18 protein-coding genes are annotated in these 18,456 nt (G+C 66.8%); 4 read left to right on the forward strand and 14 right to left on the reverse strand.

Annotated elements, in window-relative coordinates; translation table 11 throughout:
- Window positions 1-7 precede the first annotated feature (7 nt).
- Both AC0KTM_RS11385 and AC0KTM_RS11390 read right to left on the reverse strand, forming a co-directional pair.
- Window positions 8-1,213 carry a cytochrome P450 gene (locus tag AC0KTM_RS11385; protein ID WP_238955901.1) on the reverse strand — a complete coding sequence of 402 codons (1,206 nt, stop codon included), beginning with the start codon at window positions 1,211-1,213 and terminating at the stop codon, window positions 8-10.
- Window positions 1,214-1,463: 250 nt separating this feature from the next.
- Window positions 1,464-2,147 (reverse strand): TetR/AcrR family transcriptional regulator, encoded by a 684-nt coding sequence (locus AC0KTM_RS11390; protein ID WP_225328167.1) that lies wholly within the window; start codon window positions 2,145-2,147, stop codon window positions 1,464-1,466.
- 153 nt (window positions 2,148-2,300) lie between these two features.
- Here AC0KTM_RS11390 and AC0KTM_RS11395 point away from each other — a divergent pair, with 153 nt between their 5' ends.
- On the forward strand, window positions 2,301-2,906 hold the full coding sequence (locus tag AC0KTM_RS11395; protein ID WP_255642030.1) for a SecDF P1 head subdomain-containing protein: 606 nt from the start codon (window positions 2,301-2,303) through the stop codon (window positions 2,904-2,906).
- A 71-nt stretch (window positions 2,907-2,977) separates the two neighbouring features.
- On the opposite strand, the gene AC0KTM_RS11400 is transcribed toward AC0KTM_RS11395, so the two are convergent.
- Together AC0KTM_RS11400 and AC0KTM_RS11405 are read right to left on the reverse strand one after the other, a co-directional pair.
- Window positions 2,978-3,406: a nuclear transport factor 2 family protein gene (locus AC0KTM_RS11400; RefSeq protein ID WP_225328166.1), complete on the reverse strand. Its 429-nt coding sequence runs from the start codon at window positions 3,404-3,406 to the stop codon at window positions 2,978-2,980.
- A 33-nt stretch (window positions 3,407-3,439) separates the two neighbouring features.
- A complete protein-coding gene (locus tag AC0KTM_RS11405; protein ID WP_225328165.1) occupies window positions 3,440-4,174 on the reverse strand; it encodes an SDR family NAD(P)-dependent oxidoreductase in 735 nt (244 codons plus the stop codon).
- A 126-nt stretch (window positions 4,175-4,300) separates the two neighbouring features.
- Here AC0KTM_RS11405 and AC0KTM_RS11410 point away from each other — a divergent pair, with 126 nt between their 5' ends.
- Window positions 4,301-4,951, forward strand: coding sequence for a TetR/AcrR family transcriptional regulator (locus tag AC0KTM_RS11410; RefSeq protein WP_225328164.1), 651 nt, complete (start codon window positions 4,301-4,303; stop codon window positions 4,949-4,951).
- 196 nt (window positions 4,952-5,147) lie between these two features.
- On the forward strand, window positions 5,148-5,747 hold the full coding sequence (locus AC0KTM_RS11415; protein WP_275254332.1) for a methyltransferase domain-containing protein: 600 nt from the start codon (window positions 5,148-5,150) through the stop codon (window positions 5,745-5,747).
- A gap of 22 nt (window positions 5,748-5,769) precedes the next feature.
- On the opposite strand, the gene AC0KTM_RS11420 is transcribed toward AC0KTM_RS11415, so the two are convergent.
- Window positions 5,770-7,371 (reverse strand): arylsulfatase, encoded by a 1,602-nt coding sequence (locus tag AC0KTM_RS11420; RefSeq protein ID WP_225328162.1) that lies wholly within the window; start codon window positions 7,369-7,371, stop codon window positions 5,770-5,772.
- A 200-nt stretch (window positions 7,372-7,571) separates the two neighbouring features.
- Here AC0KTM_RS11420 and AC0KTM_RS11425 point away from each other — a divergent pair, with 200 nt between their 5' ends.
- The gene (locus AC0KTM_RS11425) at window positions 7,572-8,489 is read left to right on the forward strand and encodes a nitronate monooxygenase (RefSeq protein WP_472417445.1); all 918 of its coding nucleotides are present in this window, start codon (window positions 7,572-7,574) and stop codon (window positions 8,487-8,489) included.
- Window positions 8,490-8,493: 4 nt separating this feature from the next.
- Here the strand turns inward: AC0KTM_RS11425 and AC0KTM_RS11430 are convergent, their stop codons facing one another.
- The 9 genes from AC0KTM_RS11430 to AC0KTM_RS11470 all read right to left on the reverse strand — a co-directional run bounded on the left by AC0KTM_RS11430 (window position 8,494) and on the right by AC0KTM_RS11470 (window position 18,450).
- Entirely contained in the window at window positions 8,494-9,315 is an 822-nt protein-coding gene (locus AC0KTM_RS11430; RefSeq protein ID WP_238955904.1) for a class I SAM-dependent methyltransferase, read from the reverse strand.
- A complete protein-coding gene (locus tag AC0KTM_RS11435; protein WP_238955905.1) occupies window positions 9,312-9,782 on the reverse strand; it encodes a GbsR/MarR family transcriptional regulator in 471 nt (156 codons plus the stop codon). The genes AC0KTM_RS11430 and AC0KTM_RS11435 overlap by 4 nt, the downstream gene beginning before the upstream one ends.
- Window positions 9,783-9,876: 94 nt before the next feature.
- Window positions 9,877-11,145 carry an amidohydrolase family protein gene (locus AC0KTM_RS11440; protein ID WP_238955906.1) on the reverse strand — a complete coding sequence of 423 codons (1,269 nt, stop codon included), beginning with the start codon at window positions 11,143-11,145 and terminating at the stop codon, window positions 9,877-9,879.
- A gap of 19 nt (window positions 11,146-11,164) precedes the next feature.
- Entirely contained in the window at window positions 11,165-11,938 is a 774-nt protein-coding gene (locus tag AC0KTM_RS11445; RefSeq protein WP_238955907.1) for a class II aldolase/adducin family protein, read from the reverse strand.
- Window positions 11,925-13,538 (reverse strand): class I adenylate-forming enzyme family protein, encoded by a 1,614-nt coding sequence (locus AC0KTM_RS11450; RefSeq protein ID WP_472415555.1) that lies wholly within the window; start codon window positions 13,536-13,538, stop codon window positions 11,925-11,927. Before AC0KTM_RS11450 ends, AC0KTM_RS11445 begins: the two co-directional genes overlap by 14 nt.
- 455 nt (window positions 13,539-13,993) lie before the next feature.
- Window positions 13,994-14,524, reverse strand: a complete 531-nt coding sequence (locus AC0KTM_RS11455) for a hypothetical protein (RefSeq protein ID WP_238955909.1) — start codon at window positions 14,522-14,524, stop codon at window positions 13,994-13,996.
- Window positions 14,517-15,794 (reverse strand): molybdopterin-dependent oxidoreductase, encoded by a 1,278-nt coding sequence (locus AC0KTM_RS11460; protein WP_225328154.1) that lies wholly within the window; start codon window positions 15,792-15,794, stop codon window positions 14,517-14,519. The genes AC0KTM_RS11455 and AC0KTM_RS11460 overlap by 8 nt, the downstream gene beginning before the upstream one ends.
- Before the next feature lie 66 nt (window positions 15,795-15,860).
- Window positions 15,861-16,946 (reverse strand): IS630 family transposase, encoded by a 1,086-nt coding sequence (locus tag AC0KTM_RS11465; protein WP_472415142.1) that lies wholly within the window; start codon window positions 16,944-16,946, stop codon window positions 15,861-15,863.
- Between the two features lie 100 nt (window positions 16,947-17,046).
- Window positions 17,047-18,450, reverse strand: a complete 1,404-nt coding sequence (locus AC0KTM_RS11470) for a fatty acid desaturase family protein (RefSeq protein WP_472415556.1) — start codon at window positions 18,448-18,450, stop codon at window positions 17,047-17,049.
- Between the last annotated feature and the right edge of the window lie 6 nt (window positions 18,451-18,456).

The raw sequence follows: 18,456 nt of genomic DNA on the forward strand, positions 1-18,456 counted from the left end.
CGACTTGTCATCGTGACACCAGCGCCGGCATGCACTCCCAGCCCCGCACCGTGGACGTGGGGCTGAGTGTGGCTTTGCTCAGGTCGACCTCCCATTCGGGGAAACGCTTGAGAATCTCCTCTAGCGCGACGCGGCCCTCCAGGCGCGCCAGCGCCGAGCCCAGGCAGAAGTGCGTGCCCATGCTGAACGTGAGGTGCGGACGGACCGCGCGATGAATGTTGAATTCGCCCGCGTCGGGCCCGAACTGGGCCTCGTCGCGGCACGCCGATCCGATGAGCATCATCATCACGCTGCCCTCGGGCACCGTCTGGTCGTGCACGGTGACGTCGCGGGTCACGTACCGGGACACGTGCGGGGCCGGCGGTTCGTAGCGCAACAGCTCCTCGATGGCCTGCGGGACGAGCGCGGGATTCTCGACGAGGTCGCGGCGCTGATCGGGGTGCTCGGCGAGAACCTTTCCGGACCAACCGATCAGCCGGGTGGTGGTTTCATTGCCCGCCCCGGCGACGACGTTGAGGTAGACGAGGATCTCTTCGCGACTGAGGTGCCGGGTCGTGCCGGATTCGTCGACGAACTCGACGTTGAGAAGTTCGGTCATGATGTCGTCGGACGGATGCTCCGCGCGCCAGTCGATGTACGCCTCGAACTGCTCACCCACGGACAGGCCGTGCTGGGCCGCGTCCATGGGCTTGCCGGCCTCCGTGCGCAGCTGCGCGTTGCCCCGGTCGCGGATGTACTCCTGGTCGTCTTCGGGGATGCCGAGCAACATGCTGATGACCTTCATCGGCATCTGCGCGCCCAGGTCGGTGACGAAGTCGAAGTGCCCCGAGCCCACCAGCGGGTCCAGGAGTTGGGCGCAGAAGTCGCGGATCATCGGCTCGAGCGCGGCGATCCTGCGCGGGGTGAACATCCGCGACAGCAGTTTGCGGTGCACGTCGTGGATCGGCGGGTCTTCGAAGATCAACATGCCCGACGGGATTTCGAGGTTGGCCTTGATCAGCTCGAGGATCGCGCCGCGCGCGGAGCTGTACGTCTCGTGGTCGACGAGCGCCTTGCTGACGTCGGCGTAGCGGCTCACCGCATAGAAGTCGAATTCGGCGTTGTAGTACAGCGGCGCCTCTTCGCGCAACCGCGCGAACATCGGGTAGGGGTCGGCGATCAGCCCGACGTCGTATGGATCGAAACGAACATGGCTGTCGGTGCTCGCCGTCACGAAACCCCTCCTACCGCTGCAGTTTTGGATATCCGGATTACCAGCGCCGGGGCCCGCGCTGCCAGCGTTACGGTGCTGGATTCGGTCCGGGGCAATTTACACACTCCGCTTAATTGCGTCGCTCTGGCGTGTGCACAAGTTCGGCTCAAAACGGCGCATGAACGTGGACTCACTCTATTGTCGTAGAGAACCATACTGCGGGTGCTCTGGCAAGGGTAAGAGCCCCGCGCGCCGGATCCGGCCGGGGCTCTCATTGCGACCCCGCCGCCCCGCCGCGCAGCAGCTGCAGGCCGCCCGCCTGGGTGAGCCGCCCCTTGTCCGAACTCCTCAATATCCCGGCCGCGATCGCCGACAAGACCCCATCGAGCTGTTCGGCGCTGTCGACGATCCGGTCGCCATGGGCAAACCGCTGCAGCAGGCCGTTGATGAACGTCAACGTGACGTTGCTCAGATCCTCGACGACGGCCGGATCCAGCTCCGCGCCATGCGGCATGAGCTGCACGAGGATTTCCCGATGCAGCTTGGTGAACTCGTCGGTGGCCTGCTGCAGGATCGCGGCCAGCGCGGGATCGCGGGTGGCCTGCATGGTCAGCTCATATCGCGCCCGGGTCCGGTACAGCTGCGGATCGCTGCCAGCCTGGATGACGACCTGCGACAACCGCGAGGGTGTGGGAGCCTCACCGCCGGCCTCGGAACTGTCCGCGATCGCCTGCAGTTCGGCGAGGTCGAGCTCGGCCGAACGCTCCGCGACGGCCCGCAGCAACGCCGAGCGGGTGCGGAAATAGAACGACGTCGTGCCGTCCGGCACGCCCGCCTTGCGATCCACCTTCAAATGGCTCAACCCCTTGGCCCCGTCATCGGCCAACAATCGAATCGCCGCATCGCATAAATCGCGGCGGCGCTCGGCGGGATTAGGCTTTCGTCGTTTATCCATAGCCATTCAGGATCGAGACACTACTCTATATTCGTAGTGTCAGTAAAGGATGGCACATCTCCCCCTCGGCGGCACCGCGCCCGCTTGGCACCAAAGAAACTGCGGTGCAAGAGTTCCGAGGATCCTCCGGATACGTGAGTAGAGTGTGTTTCGATGTGTCCCCGTCGAGTTCGCGTGCGCAACGCCGTCGCCTGGCTTGGGTCCATCGGTCTACTTGCGGCGCTGACGTGTGGCTGCCACTCGGCGCACAAGCCCGCGCCGTCCAGCCCGCCGACCACCAACGCGCCCACCACTTCTGCCGCGCCGCCGGCGCCGCCGCCGATCGTGAAGATTGCGCCGCTGCCCGTTCGGCCGGTGACAAAGTCACATCCGACGACGCCCGCCACCAAGTGCCCGGACATGGGTCCAAACGTCCCCGTCGCCCCGACCGACGCCCTCAACACCTGCGACATCGGCCGGGCCAACGTGTACGCGCTGGGTCCGGAAACCATGCAGCTCGGGCTGATCCACGTGGACCCGCCCAAGGCCCTGACGGCAGATTTTTACGAGGTGACCCTGGTGCTCGACCCGCCGTCGGCGGCGGCGTGGGCGTCGTTCACCGCCGAGCATCTCAAAGACCATGTGGCCTTCATCCGGGACAACCTGGTGCTGGAAGCGCCGATCATCGAGGAACAGGTCACCTCCGGACGGATCGTGCTGACCACCCAAACAGCCGAGGGGGCAGCACAATTGGCCCAGCTGGCGGGTCGTCCCGCGTGACGGCGGGAATTCCTAACTGGGCCGTCGAGCCGGGCTGCTGTCTTGCGTGCTCCACCGTCGACGGCACGCCATCAAGTTTCGTCGTTCGTGCGTAGTTCCCAGGGCTGCATGCCAAGCAGACCGGCAAGGCGCCGCTGCATCTGCACGCCGGACGGAAGCGGGCGCCACCATATGGTCACCTCGGCGATCTTGCCGTCCTCGTCGAGCAGGATGTAGTCCATCCCGTCGACCACGGTGTCTTCGACCTGCAGCCGGAAGTACGCGGCGTGGTGCGTCTGGCCGCTGAGGACTTCCTGGTAGGCGAGATCGGTCGCCACCGTGCCGACCCCTTGCATGGCGCCCAGGACGGCCTCCCGGCCGGTGAGTGGGTCATCGCCGAGCGGGCCGTAGAGCACCGCGTCCTCGGCGAGGAGTCCGGAAAGTGCGTCTTTGTCTGCGCCGCCGTGCATGCAGTCGACGAAGGCCTGCACCGTGCCGCGGTGCGGGGTGAACGTGGTCATGGTTACTCCTGTGTGGTTGTGGTCGTCGCTCACTCAGATCACCGTGGTGCCGCCGTCGACCACCAGCTCCATGCCGTTGACATAGCTCGAGTCGTCGGAGGCGAGGAACAACGCGGCCGACGCAATTTCCGTGGGGCGGCCCATCTCTCGCCGCGGGATCACGGACTGGAACTGGGCCTTCATCTCCTCGTCCATCACCTCATCCAACATCGGCGAGGCGACCTGGCCGGGAGTCAGCACGTTCACCCGGATCTTCCTGTCCCTCAACTCGGCCACCCACACCCGCGCGTAGGCGGGCAGCACGGCCTTGCTTCCCGCGTACACACTCCAATTCGGGTAGCCGCGCAGCGATGCGTTCGATCCGGTCATGAAGATCGAGCCGCCGTCGTTGAACAGCGGCAGCGCCTTCTGCACGGTGAACAGCGTGCCGCGCGCGTTCAGCCAGAAGGCGTCATGGAAGTCCGCCTCGGTGATCTCGCCGAGCCTGTTCTGCTTGCCTATCCCGGCGCTTGCCCACAACGCGTCGATCGCGCCTTTCTCCCGCCTGACCGTGTCGAACAAGCGGTCCAAATCGTCGAGTTCGGCCGAATCACCTTGCACGCCGGTCACATTCCGCCCGATCTGTTCGACGGCCTCGTCCAGGGCGTCCTTCCGTCGGCCCGTGATGAAGACGTGAGCCCCCTCGTCGGCGAACAACTTGGCGCCGGCCAGGGCCATGCCACTTGTCGCGCCGGTGATCACTGCGACCTTTCCATCGAGCTTTCCCACGATTACTCCATCCGGTTCGTAGCGCCGATGTTATATACACCGAACTGTGTGCTTAACGTATCGGAGAGACATCTGTAATGCAAGCTATGCACACCGATCCGTACCCAACTGGGCTAGGCTGGCTCTATGACCGAGTTGGAGAAGGGGCCGCGAGGGCTGCGCCGCGGCAGGGGCGCACGCGAGCGCATCCTGGGCGCTTCACGACAACTGTTCCGCGATCAAGGCATCAACAGCACCGGCCTTGACCAGCTCTGCGCGGTGGCCCAAGTGTCCAAGCGCACGTTCTACCAGCACTTCACCGGCAAGGATGAGCTGATCGCCGAACACCTCCGCCGATTCGATCCCGACATCCTGCCCGAGGTCTTCGACCGCACCGACCTCACGCCGCGTGAACGGCTCCTCGCCGCATTCGACATTCACGGGCCCCTGTGCCCGTTCATCGCGGCGGCCGTCGAGATTCGCGACCCGGGCCACCCGGCACGCGTCCACGCCCGCGACTACAAGAAGGCTTTTGCCGCTCGCCTCGCCGAAACCGCGCGCGAAGCCGGCGCCACCGACCCCGAACAGCTCGGCGAACAACTCGCGCTGCTCCTGGATGGCGCCTCGGCGCGCAACCGAGTCCTCAACACCGAATCCTTCGCCACCGCCGGCGCCATCGCCGCCGTCCTCATCGACAACGCCATCCCCACAGCAGCGGAACCGCCCGGCGCAGGCGGGAACCGGTCAACCGGGACGAGGCCGCGTGCCGGCTCCGACGGCGAGCTCAGCCGAAATTGACGACGAGGGAGAAGTTGAAATCCTCCAAGCCATTCCGGCCCACGCCTCCTGATAGCAGGTCCCCGAAGAAAGTATTGAACGCCTCAAGCCCCGACACCGCCGACCTCGACTCCGCGGTTAGAGTCAACGCATGGGGCAGGTAACGGACCGCTGGCGTGCCGCTCGGGTGGCATCGGCGTTGTACAACACGGCCGCGATGCATGACGGCGTCGCTACGGTGGGCGCAAAAGTGTTGTGGGGGTTGGTGTTCCATGACCTCCTGGAAGGGGTTCAGCGGGTCGGCGATGCTCCCGATGGCGCCCATATCCTTGACATCCCGTGCGGTGGAGGCTTCGCGTTTCGCGGTTTGCGCCGCGGGCAGGATTGCCGCTACGTGGCCGCGGACATTTCGTCGGACATGCTGAGGCGGGCGCGCGGCCGGGCGACCCAGTTGGGCGTGGTCGGCCTGATGGAATTCAGCGAGGCCGATATCACAGATTTGCCCTTCCAGGACAACACGTTTGACCTGGTTTTGACGTTCAACGGGCTGCATTGCCTTCCTGATCCGCAGGCTGCGGTGGTCGAGCTCGCCCGCGTGCTCAAGCCGGGTGGGATTCTGCGCGGGAGCACGTGTGTCCGGGGTCGCGGCTGGCGCCAAGATCGCTTTGTGACGGCGTTGCAGGCGGCCGGCTTTTTCGGGAATACGCCCCAGGCCGGTGACGTGCAGCGCTGGCTCGACGACGCGGGACTCGACGTCGTGGTCGCGCGGCACAGTGGTTCAGTCGAGCTATTTGAGGCCCACCGACCCGGCACGTGATCGAGAAGCGGTGAACCGGTAGCTAGAGCTCGGTCTCGAAGACGGAGACGGGTTCGAGGATCACGCCGGTTTCTTCGACGTAGCGATCCCACAGCGCCACCAGCTCGGCGAGCTTGTCGGGATGCGACGCGGCCAGGTCGTCGACTTCACCGGGATCGGAAGCCAGATCGTAGAGCTGCCAACTGCCCGGACCGTACGGGGCCGGCAGGTGCAGCGCCTTCCAGTCCCCCTGCCGGATGGCGCGGCGGCCGAACAGCTCCCAGCCGGTCCCGGTGTCCGCGTCGTGCACGGTCTCCGCGGCGCCGGTCAGGTACTCCACCAGTGAGCGGCCGCGCATGGGGGCGACCTCGCGGCCGCGGTAGGACGTGCCCGGGTGTGCGGCGCCGGCCAGCTCCAACAACGTCGGTGCGATGTCCATGACGGTGCTGAACGCGGTGCCGATCTGCTGTTGCCGGGCGAAGCCCGGCCAGGTGATGAAGCCCGTCACGCGGATCCCGCCCTGGGTGGTGAACGCCTTGTGCAGACGCGACGGCGCGGTGGCCGCCTGCGCCCAGCGCGGCCCGTACCAGATGAAGGACGTGGGCCGGCCGAGGTTGTCGAGGCTGTTGTCGCAATTCTTTTCGATCTGCGCGGCGATTTCCGCGCCGCGCAGCGGCATCGCCTCCACGATCGCGCCCTCGGCGCCGTTGTCGGACAGGAAGATGACCACGGTGTCGTCGAGTTCGCCGCTGGCCGACAGGTAGTCGATCACCCGGCCGACGTTGTGGTCCATCCGGTCCACCATCCCGGCGTAGACCTCCATGCTGCGGGCCGAGCGCGCGCGCTGCTCGTCGGTCATGTCGGCCCATTCCGGGGCGCCGTCGGCCACCACCGGGTGCGCGACGACGTCGGGCGGGCACAGGCCGAGCCGCTTGAGGGCGGCCAGTCGCTCCTCGCGCAGCGCGTCCGGTCCCTGGTCGTAGCGTCCGCGGTACTTGGCGACGGATTCGTCGGGCGCCTGCAACGGCCAGTGCGGCGCTTGGAACGGCAGATAGGCGAAGAACGGGCGGTCGTCCTCGGGTGCGCGCTCATCCAGGTAGCGCAGCAACGTGTCGGTGTAGGAGTCCGACGAGTAGAAGTCGTCCCCGACGGTGACGAATTGGTCGTCCTCGGTGTAAAGCGTTGGCACCGGCGAAAACCCACGCGCGCCCGCTCCCCCGTAGTGGCTGGCTCCGGCGGGCAGCAGCGCGAAAGATCGCTCGAAACCGCGCGCCCACGGCGACCTGTCGATCGTGGCGCCCAGATGCCATTTGCCCGACATCAGCGTCAGATACCCGGCGTCGCGCAGGAGTTCGGGCAACGCGACGACCCGATCGTTCAGGTAGCCCTCGTAGCCGGGCGCTCCGCGAAATCCCGGGGACGCCACCTCGAGCATCGTGCCGATGCCGGCGATGTGGTGGTCGGTCCCGGTCAACAGCATCGCCCGGGTCGGCGAGCACGCCGGCGCCGAATGGAAATCGGTGAGCCGGATCCCGGAGTAGGCGAGCCGATCGAGGTTGGGCGTTTCGATCTCGCCGCCGAAGGCGCCGATGTCGGAAAACCCGAGGTCGTCTGCGACGATCACGAGGAAGTTGGGGCGTTTCACGCTCAAGCATCCTGCCAGGTCGGTGGTCACGGCGGAACGCTGGCGCACCGCCGCAGCGCCGCAGCGCCGATCGCGGCCGATATTGTCTACGCATGGAGATGTTGGCGCAGTTCGGGATGTCCATTCCGCTGGTTGCGGCCCCGATGTCGGGGGGCCCGACCACGCCGGCCATGGTGTAGGCCGCCACCCGCGCGGGGGCCCTGAGCGTGCTGGCCGCCGGCTACAAGACCGTCGAGGCCGTCGAAGCCGAGATCAAAGCCGTTCGCGCCGAAGGGATCCCGTTCGGCGTCAACGTGTTCGCACCGAACCCGTTGCCGGTCGACGCGCAGCGCTACCGGGCCTACGCCTCGAACATTGCGGCCGACGCCGACCAGTTCGGCCTGACGCTGCCGTCCGAGCCCATCGAGGACAACGACAGGTTCGACGAGAAGATCGAGCTGCTGCTCGACGATCCGGTTCCGATGGTGTCGTTCACGTTCGGGATTCCGCCGCGCGACGTGATCGCGGCGTTGCAGCGGGCCAAGAGCGTGGTGGTCCAGACGGTCACGACGGCCGAGGAGGCGGCGCAGGCGCACGCCGCCGGGGTCGACATGCTCGTCGTGCAGGCGGCGGACGCCGGCGGGCATTCCGGCACCCTGGCGCCGTTGCGACCGTTGACGCCCGTCGGGATCGTCGATCTCGTCACGCAGGTCGCGGCGACGGTTCCCCTGCCGGTGCTGGCCACCGGCGGGCTCGCCACGCCGGCCGCGGTGGCCGAGGCGATCCGGGCGGGCGCGGCCGCGGCCGCCGTCGGGACCGCGCTGCTGCGCGCCACCGAGAGCGGCGCGTCGGCCACTCATCAGGCGGCACTTGCCGATCCCGCGTACACGGAGACGGTGCTGACCCGGGCCTTCACCGGCCGACCGGCGCGCGGCCTGCGCAACGCGTTCATCGACGCCCACGAAGCCGAGGCGCCTCCGGGTTATCCCGCCATCCACCACCTGACCAGCCCGCTGCGCAAGGCGGCCGCGGCGGCGGGCAGGCCCGAGTACGTACACCTGTGGGCGGGCACCGGTTTTCGGCACGCGACCGCCGAGCCCGCGACCGACATTCTGCGCCGGCTGGCGTCGGACCTGTGACGGTTCAGTATTCGAAGCGGTTGAGTACGTCGTAGCCGCGCCCGCCCATCACCCACGTGGCGTGGTAGATCAACCGCACCGCGGCCGACGGGATGTGCTTGTAGCCGGCCAGCGCGGGGGTCTGCTCGAGGAACCGCAGCCGGGGATGCCAGGCCGCCAGCTGGCGCGCGTCTCGGATGCCCCAGGTGATGATGCCCCTGGTGAAGACCTTGGACAGCAGCGGGGCCAGGGCCGAGAGCGTATCGAAATGCATTTCGCCGCCGGGGAATCGGTCGATCAGACGCTGCAGCAGCCGCCGGACTTCCTCTTCGCGCAGGTACATCAGCAGGCCCTCGGCCACCACCAGCGTGGGGCGCCCGGCGGGAACTAGGTCCAGCCACCGCAGCTCGGTCACCGACGAGCCGATCATCCGGTAGCGCTCGGTGTCGTCGTAGAGCTGCCGCCGCAGCCCGATGACGCTGGGCTGATCGACGTCGAACCAGGAAACCGACGGCGGTAGGTCAAGGCGGAAGGCTCTGCCGTCAAGGCCGCAACCCAGGTGCAGGACAACGGCGTCGGGATGACGGGACAGGTAATCGGCGCACCAGTCGTCGAACTTCTTGGCGCGCAAGGCGACCAAGTATTGGTTCGAGGCGGGCATCGTGCTCCGGCGCATGCGCTTGAAGTCATAGCCGATCCGGTCCACCGCCTCCGCCGCTACCCCGTCCCCCAAAATCGGTCGCTTCGAACGGCTTTCGCACGCGCGCAGATACAACGTGACAAGGTTCGTCCATTCCACCGAACCCCAGGCGACCGAGCTGAAGTCGACTTTGTCCGGTGCGGTCATCGCTGTCTCCTGTTCGCGCGGTATTCCGTCCACATTTCCATGAGCTGGTCGCGGTAGGCCTGCGTGCAGAACTCGCAGAAATCGCGGAAGTCCTCGACGCGCCGGCGCTGTTCGGCGCGGTCCTCCCCGAGCACGGACAGCGCGAAGTCGGCGGGCTCGATGCCCAGCCGCATCAGCGACAGCTGGGTTTCCAGCACGCTGGTGAACCCGCCTGGCCTGACCCGGTAGAGGTGTTGCCGGTTCGGGCTCGGCAACCGCTCCACCATGCCGCCTTCCAGCAGCTGGCGGGCGACGGTGCTGATCGACGCCTTGCTCACGGACAGCGCGGCGGCCAGCGCGGTCAGCGACTGCTGCGGCGGATCGCAGATCAGCAGCCACCCGTAGAGCCGACCCATGGTGCGGGTGGCGCCCAGCAGCTCGAAGAACAGCCCGAGGCGGTCGACGAACTCGGCCTCTTCCGGCGACATACGCCTCCATCAGATCGTTCAGTACATACTAAACGTAACTTACACCAAGCCGTCGGCGCAGGGAACCCCGCCGGAGGTCAAGGGTGCTAACCGGTCAGAATGCCTCGGGGTCCTGTTGCACCGCGGCCGGCACCGGGTGCCGGTACAAGCGGGACGCGTTCTCCCAGCTGAACTTACGGATGACGTCGGGCGGCAGATCGCCGATCTGTTCGTGGATGGCTTGTTGGGTGTGCGGCCACGTCGAGTCGCAATGCGGGTAGTCGGCTTCCAGCATGATGTTGTCGACCCCGATCCGGTCGCGCTGCACGAACGACGACTTGTCCTCGACCGCGCAGAACCAGAAGTTGCGGGTCAGCACCTCCGCGGGGGTCAGCCGCTCGCCGAGCGCCTGCCAGGTGCCATACATCGCGTGATAGCTGAGCATGTGGTCGAGGCGGTCGAGCAGCCCGGCGACCCAACCGATTCCGCCTTCGGACAGACAGATCTTCAGATCGGGGAACCTGCTGGGCAGCCCCGAGTACAACCAGTCGACCGCCGCGGAGATGGCATAGGCGAAAAACAGCACGCCCTGCACGTCCGGTGGCGCGTCCGCGGTGGTGGACGGCGACGACCCGGAGGACCCGATGTGCAGGTTCACCACGGTCCCGGTCTCGGCGCACGCGGCCATCATCGGATCCCAGTGATCGGTGTGAATGCTCGGCAGTCCCAGCATCGCCGGGTTCTCGCTGAACGTCACGGCGTGAAAGCCACGGTCGGCGTTCTCGTAGATCATCGTCGCGCCGAGCTCGGGATCGAGCAGCCACGGCAATTGGCAGGGAATGATGCGGTCGGGGTGCGAGCCCGCCCACACGTCGAAATGCCAGTCGTTCCAGGCCCGAACGGAGGCCAGCGCCAGGTCGCGGTCGCTGGTCACCTGCTGCAGCCGCTGTCCGGCGAAGCCCGGGAGAAACGACGGGAAGTTGAGCGAGGCGTAGATGCCGTTCAGATCCATGTCCTTGACGCGCTCATGGATATCCCATGCGCCCCTGCGCATCTCGTCGAATCGGACGGGTTCGAAGCCGTACTCCGCCACCGGTCGCCCGACCACGGCGTTGAAGCCGACGTTGGGCAGTTCTTGCCCGTCGTACACCCAGGTCTGTCCCCCGGTGTCGGTGTCGACGACTTTGGGCGCGCGGTCGGCGAACTTTCGGGGCAGCCGGCCGGTGAAGGTGTCGGGGGGTTCGACGATGTGGTCGTCGACCGAGATCACCGTGTAGCGGCGCGGCGCCCGAGGCGGATCGGGCAGAAAGGTGACTGACCGCTCGGTGCCGGTCTTGGCCGTGGTGAAGTTCAGGTCGGTGGCCAGCTCGTCGATCGATTTCACGCGTCAATCTCCTTGCGGCTCAAGTCAGTACGTCGGGGTCGGCCTTGATCGTCATGCGCGCGGCCCCGGCCCAGTACACGTCGGCGGCCCGTTCGATCAGCGAGCGTTGCATGCCGGCCATGTCCGACCACTGCATGGGGACCGGCTCCCTGCCGGTGAGCATGACGTCGTAGGCGAGCTTGCATACTCTTTCGATCGAGGCCGCGCGATAGACGGCCTCGGGCAGGTTGCGGCCGGTCGCGATGACGCCGTGGTTGGCCAGGATGGTCAGGTTGGCCGCGCCGATGCGGGCCGCGAGATCCGCGGCGCGAGTGGGGCTGTCGATTTCGCCGTCGTAGGTCTCGACCAGGCACAGGTCGTCGAGGAACAGCGAACCGGTTTGGTGCACCAACTCCGGCAGCCTGCCCAGCGCGGCGAGCACGCATGCGTAGTACGGGTGGTTGTGGATGACCACGCGGGCGTCCTGGCGGGCGCGGTGGAGTTCGGTGTGGATGTGGATCGCCGGAGTGACGTCCCAGCGACCGCTGACCACGTGCGCGTCACCATCCACGACGCAGATGTCGGAGGCGGTGATCTCCTGCCACCACAGACCCCAGGGATTGACGAACATGTCCGTCTGGCCGTCGAGCTGCCAGGTGATGTGGCCGGCCATGTTCTCGGCGAACCCGATGCCGGCGAGGTGACGGAACGCGATGGCAAGCGCCTGCTCGTGGGAGAGTTCGACGCCGATCGGTGGAACCACCGACGGCGCCCAGACTTCCAGCCCGCCGCGGCGTGCGTCAGGTGCGTTCATGGCCAGCCTCCATCCTCGCTCCAATATCCTCGCGAAGTAGGCCTTTGGCTATCTTTCCGCCCGACGAGCGGGGCAGTTCGTCGACAATGATGAGGCGCTCGGGCAGCAGTTCCTTGGAAACTCCCAGCGCCAGCAGGTGTTCGACGAGCTCGGGAAGGTCGATGGTGGCGGAGTCGGTGAGTTCGGCATAGAGGCAGACCTTTTCGCCGAACACCGGATCGGGCATGGCGACCGCGGCCGCCACCGCGATGGCGGGATGGGTGGTGACGGCGTCTTCGACCTGGCTTGCGCTGATGTTCTTGCCGCCGCGCACGATGAAGTCGGAGGTGCGCCCGGTGACCCGCAGATAGCCGTCCGCGTCGATTTCACAGATGTCGCCCATGCGCATCCACCCCTCGCGGGTGAACAGCTTGTCGTGGTCGGTGCCGCCGAGGTAACCGAGGCTGGTGGCCGGGCCCCGGCACGCGGGCTGGCCCCGGCCCGTGTCGGTGACGTCGCGGTCTCCGTCGAAGAGCCGGACCGACATTTCGGGGATGATGCGGCCCCCCGTGCGGAGCCGGTGTTCACGCGAGTCGTCGGCGGTGGTCGCGCTCAGCATCCCCGTCTCGTTCGAGCCGAAGAACTGCAGGATCTTGGCGCCGGTGAGGTCCTCGAATTGGGCCGCGGGCCGATACGGCAATGCCTCCCCGCCGGTGTAGACGACGCGCAGCGAACTCAGGTCGTGCTCGCGACTGGCCGGGTCCGCCATCAGCATCGTCAATTGTGTGCTGACGCAGCACAATACGCTGACCTTGTGCCGGGCGATCGCCTCGCAGGTGGCTTTGGTGGTGAACCGGTCGAGCAGCACCGCCGTGGCGCCGAGGTAGATCGGCGTGGTGTGGCTGGTCCAGAGCCCGAACCCGAATGGTGTGGGTATGACCGGCAGGAAGATGTCATCCGGCGTCAGCAGCCCGTTCGCGACGGCCTTCTGATGGAAGTAATACCAACGGTTCTGGGTGTGCACGACGCACTTGGGTAGCCCGGTGGTCCCCGAGGTGGAATTGATCAGGAAAACGTCGTCCGGGCCGAGCCGGCGGTCGCTCGTGAGCGCCGTGGGTTCGGCGTCGACATCCAGGCGAAGCGTCCGGCTCAGGAGCAGCGCGGGCAGCCCGAGTTCGCCCGCGACGCCCGCCGCGGCTTCGCGGTGGGGTTCGTCGCTGATCAGGACCTTCGGCGAGGCGCTGCGCAGTATCGCGGCGGCCTCGCGGGTGCCGGCCCGCGCGCCGACGCCGACGACCACCGCCCCGCAGCGTTCGACCGCGACGAACAGGGCGTGGATGGCCGCGGAATCCCCGTGCCACACCGCGACCCGATCCCCGCGCGCGACACCGGCGCCGGCCAGAGTTTCAGCCAAACGTGTTGCGACACCGTCGAATTCGCGCCGTGTCAGCGACGTTTGGTCGTGGTCGACATAGGCGGGACGGTCCGGGGTTTGCGCGGCGTTGCGACGCACCGCGTCCGACAGCGTCGTATCGCACCACCAGCCCGCGGCGCGAAACCGGGCCGGGTCCTCAATGGAGAACGCCGGCGACGACTCGATATCCAGCCCACCGGCGCTCATTCGGTAAATGATAGGAAAGCGGTGCGGGCCGCGGTCGAACCGCCGTCAAGAAATCAGGCGGCTAGGGATTCCTCGGGGCGGGAGTGGAGCGCTGGGTTTTGGCGGGAACACTCGGTGGGCGGGGGTGCGCCCTATGGCAGTTGCGCAGGCACCCGCAATTAAGGCCGATGATGCATCCTTCTCCGCCGGTGGCTTGCACGGGCAAGATGCCGTCGGGTCCGCTTTGCGATCCGGGCAAGGCGTTGATGCCGAGATCGAGAGCCGGCGTGGCCGGTCCTGGCGCGCCGCCGGGCGACCAGCCCATCGCGATGACCAGCGCGGCTACGCCCACGCAGATCGCGGGTCGTGCCCCTTCCTTTCGGCTCCCCACATGACACGAGTCTAGTGACGCCACAAGGGATGCACGGGACGCGCACGGACCCGGTAGGACACTCCAAGGTGTCACCAAGAATTCCTTAAGGCCCGTCGCGGGAGGGTTGATTCGTTGCCCGAGATGCCATTTCCCGCCCCCGCGTCCGCCGCCACACCATGGCCGTCCGGATGGCATAGATTCCGGCGCTGACCGCGGACATCACGGCGGTCAACAGCAGCCACCGACCCAGAAACGGGTCCTGGGTCTGGCCGGTCGCGGCCCGGTAGGTGGCGGCGCCCTGTTCGATGATGCCGGGCAAGAACACCAGCAGCGTCAGGCCCGCCCCCAGCGCGGGCACCCGGAGGTAGTTGAGCACGGGCAAGTCGGGGCCGGGGCGCGCAGGTCGGCGGGGCAGCAGCCGGTCGAGGCACGCGTAAACCGGGAACAACACCAGGTCGTGGGCGACGATGGCCGCGGCGAACCACACGATGATCGACTGCCACCACACGCCCGGGTTCCACAGCGTGACGGGTTTGACCGTGGCGACCGCATAGCCCAGCAGCGCGAATCCGGCGATCATCGTCAGCAGGTGCAGCGGATGGGATCCGTAGAGCCTCGCGAACGCGTTACGCATGTGCGGCCGTCCGAAAGTCAATGGCGGCCACCCATTTGGTGTTGTGGACGCCGGGCAGCGCGGGCACGATGACGCGCGCGGGGAAACCGTGGTCCGGGGACAGATCCGCGCCGTTGACGCGAAGCGCCAGCAGCGCATCCGGGTGCAACACCTGGCTGCCCTGCAGGGTGGCGCCGCCGAAGGCGCCGGTGCGTTCCAGCGACGACACCCGCGCCGATGCCGGTGCGGGCACGCCGGCCAGCCGGGCCAGATCCGCCAGCCGCACCCCGCTCCACGTTTGCGTGGTCGACCACCCTTCCACGCAGGCGATCGGCAACACCGCGGTGTGCTGCGGCATCGCCAGCAGCGCGGCGCGGTCGACGGTCACCGGTCGGGGGCCGCCGGTCATCCTCAGGCGCCATCGGTGGGCGGTGTCCTCGGGGGCGATTCCGGCGGCCGCCGCGGTCCGGTTGACCTCGAAGTCATTGGGCCCGTTGCCGCGGCTGCGCCCGCGTGGCAGCAGCAGGGCGGCGGGCCGGGCATACCCGCCCACGGTTTGACCGGCGGTGATGAGCGCGAGAAAGAGCGCACCGCCGCCCACCAGCGCCAGCGCGCCGCGGCGGCTCATCGTCGCGGGTCCGGGGTCGGCGGCGACCAGCCCGTCGGGCCGCCAGGGCTGCGGCTTGGTGTCGGAGCGCCCGGTGCGGAGCACGTCGCGCAGCGACATCGAGCGCAGACCGGACCACATGCGCCGGCCTTTGACCGCCACGTGCATGGCGAACCCGGTGATGAAGACCCACGCGCCGAAATAGTGCGCGGTGTAGAAGCTGAATCCGAAGATGTAGTCGTACTGGATGTTCAGCACGCCGGTGACGATCTCGAATAGGACGCCCCCGACCAGCATCAGCAGCGAAACCCGTTCCAGCAGTTGGGCAATCGACCGCGCGGGCGGCAACACGAACAGCCGCGGTATCACCGACCACAGCTTGGCGAGCACCACGGGAATCAGCACCAGCCCGAGTCCGACGTGAAGTCCCTGGGTCAGCCGGTACAGCCAGGACGGGCGGGTGGGCCAGTCGAAGGTCGGCAACTTCAGCCAGCCGACGTCGCCGGGGATGGCCTGGCCGAATCGTGGCCCGTAGGCGATGTAGGACAGCAGGCCGGTGAGGATCACGACTGGCAGGGTCACCAACAGGACCGAGCCGAATACCGCTGTCAGCCATGGCCCGCGCAGCGGGCTGCGCCACAGCCGCGCGGGAAAGGCGCTCGCGGTCCGGATGATATGCACCATCGATCATCATCCACGAGGCGCCGGCGATAGCGGTTCATTTCGATGATCGTCGGGCGAGCATGGGGCCTAGTGTCCTGAGTCATTAATTTTGGTGCAGTAGTTTGCGATGCTTGCCAGGATCTGGTCGGCGGTTTTGGTCCAGACGTAGGGTCGCGGGTTGTCGTTCCAGGTGTCGATCCAGGCGCGGATGTCGGCGTTGAGTTGGCGGACCGAGGTGTGGGTGCCGCGGCGCAGTTTCTTGGTGGTCAGCTCGGCGAACCAGCGTTCGACGAGGTTGAGCCAGCTTGAGCCGGTCGGAGTGAAGTGCAGTACGAACCGGGGATGTGTTGTCAGCCAACGCTTTACCGCAGGAGTCTTGTGCGTGGAGGCATTGTCGAGAACGACGTGGCAATCCAGGTCGGCGGGCACTTGTTCGTCGATCTTTTTCAGGAAGGCCAAGAACTCCTGGGAGCGGTGTCGGGCATGCAAAGAGCCGATGACTTTTCCGGTGGCCAGGTCCAGGGCGGCATACAGGCTCGACGTGCCATAGCGGACGTAGTCGTGGCTGGCCCGTGCTGGCGTGCCGGGCAGCATCGGGAACACCGGTGCGGTGCGGTTGAGCGCTTGGATCTGGGTCTTTTCATCGACGCAGAGCACCAGGGCGCGCTCGGGTGGGTCCAGGTAGAGCCCCACGATGTCGCGGACCTTGGCCACGAACAGCGGATCCTTGGACAGTTTCCACGAATCCTGCTTGTGCGGCGCCAATCCAAACGCCCGCCACACCCGCGAGACCATCGACTGACTCAACCCGAGGTGGGTGGCCATCGAGCGCGTCGACCAGTGCGTGGCATCGGGCGGGGTGGTCTCCAACGTCGCGGTGATCAACGCTTCGATCTGCCCATCGCCGACCACCCGAGGCCTACCCGGCCGCGGCTCGTCAAGCAGGCCATCGCAGCGCTGCTCAACAAAACGGTTACGCCACCGCTTGACCGTCGAGCGTGAGATTCCCATCCGGTCGGCCATGTCGGAATTGGACTCACCATCAGCGGCCGCCAACACAATTCGCGACCGCAACGCCAACCCCGCCGCACTCGTTCGTCGCCGAGCCCACCCCTCTAACTCGGCACGTTCAGCATCAGTCAACACAATCTCAGCAGCACGCGGAGTGGGCATCACCCAGTTTAACAACTGAGCCGTAATTAACGACTCAGGACACTAGTAGGGAAAGGGCGGTTCGTCCCTAGCCACCCGCGCGGCGCGAGCGGGGATGCCGTCAGTCGTTGCCGCGCGGTGGCGGTTGCACCGCCACGCCCGTTGATTGGTGTTCGGGACCCGCCGCCGGGTGTTCGGCCGGGACACGGTCGCGGAACCGGGCGCCCTCGCTGGGACGCTGCGGTGCGGGTTGGCCTCCCTGGCTTCGGTACGGGCCGGGTTTCCGCCGAGGCTTTCCGCCGGGGAATGCCAGCCGAAAGATGGTGCGCTGCACCATCAGCCACTGCTTCGAGAACCGCCCGGAGTTGTACGGCAGCTCGTAGCGCTCGCAAATGTCTTTGACCTTGGGCGCGATCTCCGAGTATCGGCTGCTCGGCATGTCGGGGTAGAGATGGTGCTCCACCTGATAACCCAGGTTGCCGCTGATGATGTGGAACAGCGGGCTGCCCTCGATGTTCGCGGCGCCAACCAACTGGCGCAGATACCACCCGCCGCGCGTCTCGTCTTCAACGTCTTCCTGGCTGAACGTGTAGGTCTGGTCGGGGAAATGACCGCAGAAGATGATCGCGTTCGACCACACATTGCGGATGAGGTTGGCGGCCGCGTCGGCACCCATGGTTCGTAGATAGGTGCTTTCCACGCCCGGCAGGATCTTGTCGAGGAACCCCGCCGTCGAGCCCAGGCGGCCCGCCCCGGCCCTTCGGAGCGCCCTGCCCAGGCGCGACTCCGCGGGCTGATCGAGCCTGCCGCGCAAGGCCAGCTGGACGAGCGCGAAGGCGCCGGCGCTGATCAGCGGCCACCCGAGATAGTCCTTGAAGATCTGCGCGCGGGCCTTGCCCCCGATGCCCCTCAGGTCCGTGCGCACCTCCGACCACGGCTTCTCGCGGCGCCGAATGGCGTCGATGTCCATGTCGTGAATGGCCACGCCCCACTCGAACAGCAGCATCAGCAAGACGTTGTAGAGCGGCTGAAAGAGGAACCGCGGGTGCCATTGTTGATTCGGATCGATCCGCAGGAGCTCGTAGCCGAGATCCTTGTCCTTGCCCAAGATGTTGGTGAAGGTGTGGTGAACGTAGTTGTGGGAGTGTTTCCAGGCCTCGGCGGTCGACGCGGTGTCCCAGTCCCACACCGAGGAATGGATATCGGGATCGTTCATCCAATCCCATTGCCCGTGCATGACGTTGTGGCCGATCTCCATGTTCTCCAGGATCTTGGCCATTCCCAGACAGGCCGTTCCCAGGACCCATGCGGTCTTCGAGCGCGAGCCGAGCAACAGCACCCGGGCGGCGACCACAATCTGTCGCTGCACCGAGATCACCGTCTTGATGTAATGCCGGTCGCGTTCACCGAGATCGGCGAACACCTCGTCATGAATCGCGTCCAACTCCTTCGCGAGCTTTTCGCGTTCTTGCTCCCCCAGGCGGGCGAGCAACTCGCCCCCGGTGGTTTTCGCAGCGGCTGTCACAACCCG

Source organism: Mycobacterium sp. NTMscope_Eco_3 (assembly GCF_976985685.1).